The 7,950-nt window shown below is 72.3% G+C and carries 8 protein-coding genes; all 8 read left to right on the top strand.

Annotated features, from left to right (window positions below; translation table 11 throughout):
- Positions 1 to 1,343 (top strand): transcription termination factor Rho (gene rho, locus AB0J52_RS02580; RefSeq protein WP_500179793.1); only part of this gene is annotated, 1,343 nt, incomplete at its 5' end.
- A gap of 215 nt (positions 1,344 to 1,558) precedes the next feature.
- The gene (locus AB0J52_RS02575; RefSeq protein WP_500179792.1) at positions 1,559 to 2,842 is read left to right on the top strand and encodes a sensor histidine kinase; all 1,284 of its coding nucleotides are present in this window, start codon (positions 1,559 to 1,561) and stop codon (positions 2,840 to 2,842) included.
- Positions 2,843 to 2,914: 72 nt separating this feature from the next.
- Positions 2,915 to 3,751: an endo alpha-1,4 polygalactosaminidase gene (locus AB0J52_RS02570; protein ID WP_500179791.1), complete on the top strand. Its 837-nt coding sequence runs from the start codon at positions 2,915 to 2,917 to the stop codon at positions 3,749 to 3,751.
- 58 nt (positions 3,752 to 3,809) lie between these two features.
- Positions 3,810 to 4,457 (top strand): response regulator transcription factor, encoded by a 648-nt coding sequence (locus AB0J52_RS02565; protein WP_500179790.1) that lies wholly within the window; start codon positions 3,810 to 3,812, stop codon positions 4,455 to 4,457.
- Positions 4,458 to 4,658: 201 nt separating this feature from the next.
- On the top strand, positions 4,659 to 4,871 hold the full coding sequence (gene rpmE / locus AB0J52_RS02560) for a 50S ribosomal protein L31 (protein ID WP_117358441.1): 213 nt from the start codon (positions 4,659 to 4,661) through the stop codon (positions 4,869 to 4,871).
- Positions 4,872 to 4,961: 90 nt separating this feature from the next.
- Positions 4,962 to 6,035: a peptide chain release factor 1 gene (prfA, locus tag AB0J52_RS02555; protein WP_500179789.1), complete on the top strand. Its 1,074-nt coding sequence runs from the start codon at positions 4,962 to 4,964 to the stop codon at positions 6,033 to 6,035.
- Positions 6,032 to 6,892: a peptide chain release factor N(5)-glutamine methyltransferase gene (gene prmC, locus AB0J52_RS02550; RefSeq protein WP_500179788.1), complete on the top strand. Its 861-nt coding sequence runs from the start codon at positions 6,032 to 6,034 to the stop codon at positions 6,890 to 6,892. The genes prfA and prmC overlap by 4 nt, the downstream gene beginning before the upstream one ends.
- 93 nt (positions 6,893 to 6,985) lie before the next feature.
- Complete coding sequence (locus AB0J52_RS02545) at positions 6,986 to 7,846, top strand: L-threonylcarbamoyladenylate synthase (protein WP_500179787.1); 861 nt, start codon at positions 6,986 to 6,988, stop codon at positions 7,844 to 7,846.
- The last annotated feature ends 104 nt before the right edge of the window (positions 7,847 to 7,950 follow it).

Here is a 7,950-nt window from a genome sequence, read left to right as displayed (position 1 = left end):
GTCGTGACGGCCGCAACCGCGACCGCGACCGGGACCGCGACCAGGGCGAGCAGGGCGGCGGCAACCGCCAGCGCGGCGGCCAGAACCAGAGCGGCCCGGCGGACGACGACGAGAGCGGCCGGGGTCGGCGCGGGCGCCGGTTCCGCGAGCGCAACCGGGGCCGCGGCAGCCGCGGCGAGCGCTACGAGGAGCCCGTGATCAACGAGGACGACGTCCTCATCCCGGTCGCCGGCATCCTCGACATCCTCGACAACTACGCCTTCGTCCGGACGACCGGCTACCTGCCCGGCCCGAACGACGTGTACGTCTCGCTCGCCCAGGTCCGCAAGAACGGCCTGCGCAAGGGCGACGTGGTCACCGGCGCGGTGCGGCAGGCCCGCGAGGGCGAGCGGCGCGAGAAGTTCAACGCGCTGGTCCGGCTCGACACCGTCAACGGGATGGAGCCGGAGCAGGCCAAGCAGCGCGTCGAGTTCTCCAAGCTCACCCCGCTGTACCCGCAGGAGCGGCTGCGCCTGGAGTCCGACCCGGGCGTGCTGACCACGCGGATCATCGACCTGGTGTCGCCGATCGGCAAGGGCCAGCGCGGGCTGATCGTGTCGCCGCCGAAGGCCGGCAAGACGATGGTGCTGCAGTCGATCGCGAACGCGATCACCAAGAACAACCCCGAGTGCCACCTGATGGTCGTCCTGGTGGACGAGCGTCCGGAAGAGGTCACCGACATGCAGCGGTCGGTGAAGGGCGAGGTCATCCACTCGACCTTCGACCGTCCGGCCGAGGACCACACCACCGTCGCCGAGCTCGCCATCGAGCGCGCCAAGCGGCTGGTGGAGCTCGGCCACGACGTGGTCGTGCTGCTCGACTCGATCACCCGGCTCGGCCGCGCCTACAACCTGGCGGCCCCGGCGTCCGGCCGCATCCTGTCCGGTGGTGTGGACTCCACCGCGCTGTACCCGCCCAAGCGGTTCTTCGGCGCGGCCCGCAACATCGAGAACGGCGGCTCGCTGACCATCCTCGCCACCGCGCTGGTGGAGACCGGATCCCGCATGGACGAGGTCATCTTCGAGGAGTTCAAGGGCACCGGGAACATGGAGCTCAAGCTCAACCGGGCCCTGGCCGACAAGCGGATCTTCCCGGCGGTGGACGTCGACGCGTCCGGCACCCGCAAGGAGGAGATCCTCATGGCGCCGGAGGAGCTGCGCATCGTCTGGCAGCTGCGCCGCGTTCTGCACGCCCTCGACACCCAGCAGGCGCTGGAGCTCCTCATCGAGAAGATGAAGGAGACCAAGTCGAACGCCGAGTTCCTGCTCCAGGTCCAGAAGACCACCGTGTCCGACGACCGCTGAGCGGACTCCTGAGGTACGCCCCGGCCACCCGGCCGGGGCGTATTTCTTTTCCGCCGCCACCCGGGCGATGCCCGCGGGGTGGGGTTTCCCCCAGTACGGCTCGGGTGGCTTCTTCATGGTGGGGGCGCGGACGCGTCGGGCAGGCTGGGTGCTGGTTGGACGAACGGGTGGGGGGATCAGTGGGCGAGGTGGCCCGGACGGCGTGGGACAGGTCCGTGCTGGATGCGCCGTGGCGGCCGGTGGCGATGCTGCGGACGCCGGTGACGTGGCTGGCGGTCCCGCAGGCGCCGCTGGCGTTCGGCCTGGGGCTGTTCTGGTTCGCCGCCCTGGCGGTCGGGCTGACGCTGTCGCTGGCGCTGTCGGCCCTGTGGGTGGGCCTGCTGATGCTCGTCGCGATGGTGGTGCTGTGGCGGGGCGGGGCGATGCTGGAGCGGCGGCTCCTGCGGGTGACCTTCGGGCTGCGGATCGCCGACCCGTACCGTCCGCTTCCGCCGGGGCGCGACGTGTTCGCCAAGATGCGGGCGCTGGCGGCCGACCCGGCGACCTGGAAGGACCTGGTCTACCTGGGTCTGATGCTGCCGCTGGCGATGGCCGAGTTCGTGGTGTGGACGCTCTTCTGGGCGCCGATCGCGCTGCTCGTGCTGTCCCCGGTCCTGGTGCCGGGCTCGCCCGGGATGCAGTACGTCGTGGGGCCGGTCTCGATCTACATCCGTGATCCGCTGAGCGGGCTGTGGGCGACGGCGGTCGGGCTGGTGCTGGTCGTCCCGGCGCTGTACGCGACGCGGGCCATGGCGATCGCGCACTCGCTGTGGGCGCGGACGCTGCTCGGCGCGTCCGGATCGCAGGAGGAGAACACCGAGCTGCGCGAGCGCGCGGAGCGCCTGCGGGCGAGCCGGGCGCGCGGCGTGGACGCGGTGGAGGCCGAGCGCCGCCGGATCGAGCGCGATCTGCACGACGGCGCCCAGCAGCGGTTGCTGTCGGTCGCGATGGACATCGGCCGGGCGCGCACGAAGCTGGACACCGATCCGGAGGGCGCGCGGGTGCTGATCGAGCAGGCGCACGCGGGCGCCAAGGAGGCGATCGCCGAGCTGCGGGACCTGGCCCGCGGCATCTACCCGGCGATCCTCACCGACCGGGGCCTGGACGCGGCGCTGTCGGGCCTCGCCGGACGCGCCGCCGTCCCGGTGGAGGTGGCCGTCGAGCTGGACGAGCGGCCGCCCGCGGCGGTGGAGAGCATCGCCTACTTCGTGGTCGCCGAGGCCCTGACGAACGTCTCCAAGTACGCGCAGGCGACGAGCGCGTCGGTGCGGGTGACGCGCGAGGACCGCTGGGTCGTGGTCGAGATCGCCGACGACGGCGTGGGTGGCGCGCGGGCCGAGGCGGGCGGGGGACTGGCGGGACTGGCGGACCGGGCCGCGACGATCGACGGCATCCTCACCGTGGACAGCCCGGCCGGCGGCCCGACCGTGATCCGCGCTGACCTTCCCTGCGACTGGTGATCACCCCGTCGCCGGTCCTGGCATGATCGGCTCATTGCCGACATAGCAGACGGGGAACTGATGTCGCGTTCGATGCGGGGACTCGCGCTCGTCCTGACGGCCCTCCTGGCCGCGGGCGCGTGCGGCGGGACGGGCGGGGAGCGGACGGCCGAGACGGCGTCCGAGGGGAAGGCCGGACGGGAGGCGGCGGGCGCCGCGGCGTCCTGGTGGAAGCCCAAGCCGCGCACCACCTGGCAGTGGCAGCTCAGCGGACGCGTCGACACGTCCGTCCGCGCGCAGGTGTACGACGTGGACCTGTTCGAGACGCCCGCCGCCACGGTCACCAAGCTGAAGAAGGCCGGACACCGGACGATCTGCTACACCGCGATCGGCTCGGCCGAGAACTGGCGTCCGGACTTCAAGCGGTTCCCGGCCCGCGTGCTCGGCAAGAAGGTCGCGGACTGGCCGGGCGAGCGCTGGGTGGACATCCGGCGGCTGGACGTCCTGCGGCCGATCTGGGCGGCCCGGCTCGACCAGTGCAAGAAGAAGGGCTTCGACGGCGTGGAGCCCGACTGGATGGACGGCTACCGGCACGACACCGGGTTCAGGCTGACCGCGCGGGACCAGCTCGCCTTCAACCGGATGCTGGCGTCCATGGCGCACCAGCGCGGCCTCGCGATCGGCCTCAAGAACGATCTCGACCAGATCCCCCAGCTCGTCGGGATCATGGACTTCGCGGTCAACGAGCAGTGCGCCCAGTACGGCGAGTGCGGCCGGCTGGTCCCGTTCGTCAAGGCGGGCAAGGCCGTGTTCCACGCCGAGTACGAGCTGCCGCTGAGCAGGTTCTGTGCGACGTCGCAGAAACTCGGCCTCAGCTCGATCCGCAAGCCGCTGGAGCTGACCGCCCAGCGCCAGACCTGCCCCGCCTGACCCCCGGATGCGCCCTGACACGCGCGGAGCGGGCCCTGTGAGCCGGGATACTGGGGTCATGCGGGTGGTGATCGCCGAGGATTCGGTGCTGTTGCGCGAGGGGCTCGTCCGGCTGCTGGCGGACGAGGGCGTCGAGACGGTCGCGCAGGTCGGGGACGGTACGGGGCTGCTGGCGGCGGTCGAGGAGCACCGTCCGGACCTGGCGGTCGTCGACGTGCGGATGCCGCCGTCCTTCACCGATGAGGGCCTGCGGGCGGCGCTGGCCGTCCGGGAGCGGCTGCCCGGGACGCCGATCCTCGTGCTGTCGCAGTACGTGGAGGAGCGGTACGCCACCGACCTGATCGGCGGCGGCGCCGAGGGCGTCGGCTACCTGCTGAAGGAGCGGGTCTCGGACGTCGCCGAGTTCGTGGACGCGGTGCGCCGGATCGCCGCGGGCGGCACGGTGATCGACCCGGAGGTGATCGGCCAGCTGCTCGGCCGCCGCCGCGCCGGCGACCCGCTGAAGAGCCTCACCCCGCGCGAGCAGGAGGTGCTCGGCCTGATGGCGCAGGGCCGCACCAACGGCGCGATCGCGGCCGACCTGGTGGTCACCGAGGGTGCGGTGGAGAAGCACATCTCCAGCATCTTCGCCAAGCTGGGCCTCCAGCCGGCGGGCGGCGAGCACCGCCGTGTCATGGCGGTCCTCACCTACCTCGGCCACGCCTGACCCTCCCCGGCCACGCCTCAACCGCCCTGGCCACGCCCGACCCCCGCCCGGTGCAAGATCATCGAGGCGGGGTCGGGAATGCCCGGTGACCTCGGCACGTTCGGGTATCTGGCACACTTGGTGTGCAAGCGCTGCGGTACCGGTTCGCGCCCCGCAGGACGTGGGACGTCCGGCGACCGCCCCGAGCGAGGAGAGATCCCTGTGAAGCCCGACATTCACCCGAACTATGCCGTCACCACCGTGACGTGCACGTGCGGTAACACCTTCGAGACGCGGAGCACCGCCGCCAACGGCGTCATCAACTCCGACGTCTGCTCCAACTGCCACCCGTTCTACACGGGCAAGCAGAAGATCCTGGACACCGGCGGCCGGGTGGCGCGCTTCGAGCAGCGCTTCGGCAAGAAGGCCAAGTAGCCCGCGGCCTGACCCACAGCGCCAAGGAGGGGGCCCGGGGACGAGCCGTCCCCGGGCCCGCTCAACTCTGCTACCAGGCCGGGACCCACCGTGAAACTCGACGAACTCATCAGCGAATACACCGACATCGAGGGCCGGCTCGCCGACCCGTCGGTCCACGCCGACCAGGCGCTCGCCCGCAGGCTGGGCAAGCGGTACGCCCAGCTGCGCCCGATCGTCGAGACCTACCGCGAACTGGGCTCGACCGAGGACGACCTCGCCGCCGCCCGCGAGCTGGCCGGTGAGGACCCGGCCTTCGCCGCCGAGGCCGAGGAGCTGGAGAAGCACGCCGGCGAGCTGGAGGAGCGGCTGCGGCACCTGCTGCTGCCCCGCGACCCCAGCGACGACAAGGACGTGATCCTGGAGATCAAGGCGGGCGAGGGCGGCGAGGAGTCCGCCCTGTTCGCCGGCGACCTGCTCCGGATGTACCTGCGCTACGCCGAGCGCACCGGCTGGAAGACCGAGATCATCGACAGCCACCCGTCCGACCTCGGCGGGTACAAGGACGTCACGGTCGCCGTGAAGAACAAGTCCGGCACCGCCGAGGCCGAGGGCGTCTGGACCCGGCTGAAGTTCGAGGGCGGCGTCCACCGCGTCCAGCGGGTGCCCGCGACCGAGTCGCAGGGCCGCATCCACACCTCCGCCGTGGGCGTGCTGGTCACCCCGGAGGCCGAGGAGGTGGACGTCCAGATCGACCCCAACGACCTGCGGATCGACGTCTACCGGTCGTCCGGGCCGGGCGGCCAGTCGGTCAACACCACCGACTCGGCGGTCCGCATCACGCACCTGCCGACCGGCGTGGTCGTCTCCTGCCAGAACGAGAAGTCCCAGCTCCAGAACAAGGAGCAGGCGCTGCGCATCCTGCGGTCCCGGCTGCTGGCGATGGCGCAGGAGGAGGCGGAGGCCGCGGCGTCCGCCGAGCGCAAGTCCCAGGTCCGGACGGTCGACCGGTCCGAGCGGGTGCGCACCTACAACTACCCGGAGAACCGGATCTCCGACCACCGGGTCGGGTACAAGGCGTACAACCTCGACCAGGTGCTGGACGGCGACCTGCACAACGTCGTCCAGTCCCTCGTGGACGCCGACACCGAGCGACGCCTCGCGGAGGCCCAGCAGTCGTCATGAACCTGCTGCTCGACGAGATCGCCAGGGCCACGGCACGGCTCGCCGACGCCGGGGTCGCCTCCCCGCGCGCGGACGCCGAGGAGCTCGCGGCCGCCGTGCACCAGGTCGGCCGCGCCGAGCTGCACACCGTCCCGGACGCCGCGTTCGACGCGCTGTTCTGGGAGTACGTGGCGCGCCGGGAGGCGGGCGAGCCGCTCCAGCACATCACCGGACGGGCGTTCTTCCGGTACCTGGAGCTGAAGGTCGGCCCCGGGGTCTTCGTGCCGCGCCCGGAGACCGAGGTCATGGTCGGCTGGGCGCTGGAGACCCTGCGCGACATGGACGTCCAGGACCCGCTCGTCGTCGACCTCGGCACCGGCTCCGGCGCGATCGCGCTCTCGCTGGCGCAGGAGGCCCCCCGGGCGCGCGTCCACGCCGTCGAGAAGGACCCGACCGCCTACGTCCACACCGACCGCAACGTCGAGGACCTCGACGAGCGCGGCCAGGTGAAGCTGCACCTGGGCGACTTCGGGTCCGCGCTGCCCGAGCTGAACGGCACGGTCGACCTCGTCGTGTCGAACCCGCCGTACATCCCGATGAGCGAGTGGGAGTACGTCCCGACGGACGTCCGCGACCACGACCCGGCCGACGCCCTGTGGGGCGGCGGCGAGGACGGCCTGGACGCGATCCGCGTGGTCGAGCGCACCGCCCGCCGCCTGCTGCGCCCCGGCGGCTACGTCGCCGTCGAGCACAGCGACCTGCAGGGCACCGCCGTCTACTGGGTGTTCGCCGAGGAGAACGGCTGGCGGGACGTCCGCAACCACAAGGACCTCACCAACCGGGACCGCTTCGTCACCGCCCGCCTCGGCACCGCCTGACCGCGCCGCGGGGCCGACCCGCGTCCGCGCACCGCCCGGCCGCCGATAGTCTTTCCCACGTCAGCCAGCAAGCCGAGTTCGACGGGGACAGCCGTGAGCCGACGTTATGACTGCTCGGATCCGATGGAGCGGACGCGCGGGATCGCCGAGGCGGTGTCGGCCGTCCGGCGCGGCGAGCTGATCGTGCTGCCGACCGACACCGTGTACGGGGTCGGCGCGGACGCGTTCACCCCGTCGGCGGTGACCCGGCTGCTGAACGCCAAGGGCCGCGGCCGCAACATGCCGCCGCCCGTCCTGGTCGGGTCGGTGCGCGCGGCGACGGCCCTGATCGACGACCTCGGCACCTACGGGCAGGACCTGATCGACGAGTTCTGGCCGGGCGCGCTGACGATCGTGTGCCGCGCCAACACCAACCTCATGTGGGACCTGGGCGAGACCAAGGGCACCGTCGCGGTCCGGATGCCGATGGACACCCTGGCCGTCGAGCTGCTCAAGGAGACCGGCCCGCTGGCGGTGTCGAGCGCGAACCTGTCGGGCCGTCCGGCGGCGCGCAACGCGGGCGAGGCCGAGGAGATGCTCGGCGACTCGGTCGAGGTGTACCTGGACGGCGGCCCGGTCGCGCAGGGCGAGGCGTCCACGATCGTGGACCTGACCGGCCCGATCCCGCGCCTGCTGCGGCTCGGCGCGATCCCCGAGGACAAGATCCGCGCGGTCGTCGGCGTCCTGCTCACCGACGAGGACGACCCCAAGCCCGACGACGCCGCCACCGAGCCCGCGAAGCCGGACGAGGCCGAGACCCCGAAGCCGCTGGACGCCGAGACCCCGAAGCCGGACGAGGCGGGCCCGGAACGCCGGAACGGTGCTGAGGCCGCGAGCGGCGCCCAGCGCGGCGAACCGACCGGGTCGGATCCGAAGCCCTCGTCCCGCAAGGACGAACCGGGCACGGCCTCCTGAGCGCCCTCTGAGCCCCTCCAAGGGCATTCCTCCCGGCCGGAACCCGGCCGGCCGCCGCGACGACACGACAAAGGCCGTCACGACAGCGAAAACGGGGGCTTCGC

The organism is Spirillospora sp. NPDC049652 (genome assembly GCF_040675125.1).
Classification (GTDB): domain Bacteria; phylum Actinomycetota; class Actinomycetes; order Streptosporangiales; family Streptosporangiaceae; genus Spirillospora.
This window is presented reverse-complemented; position numbering and strand designations above follow the sequence as displayed.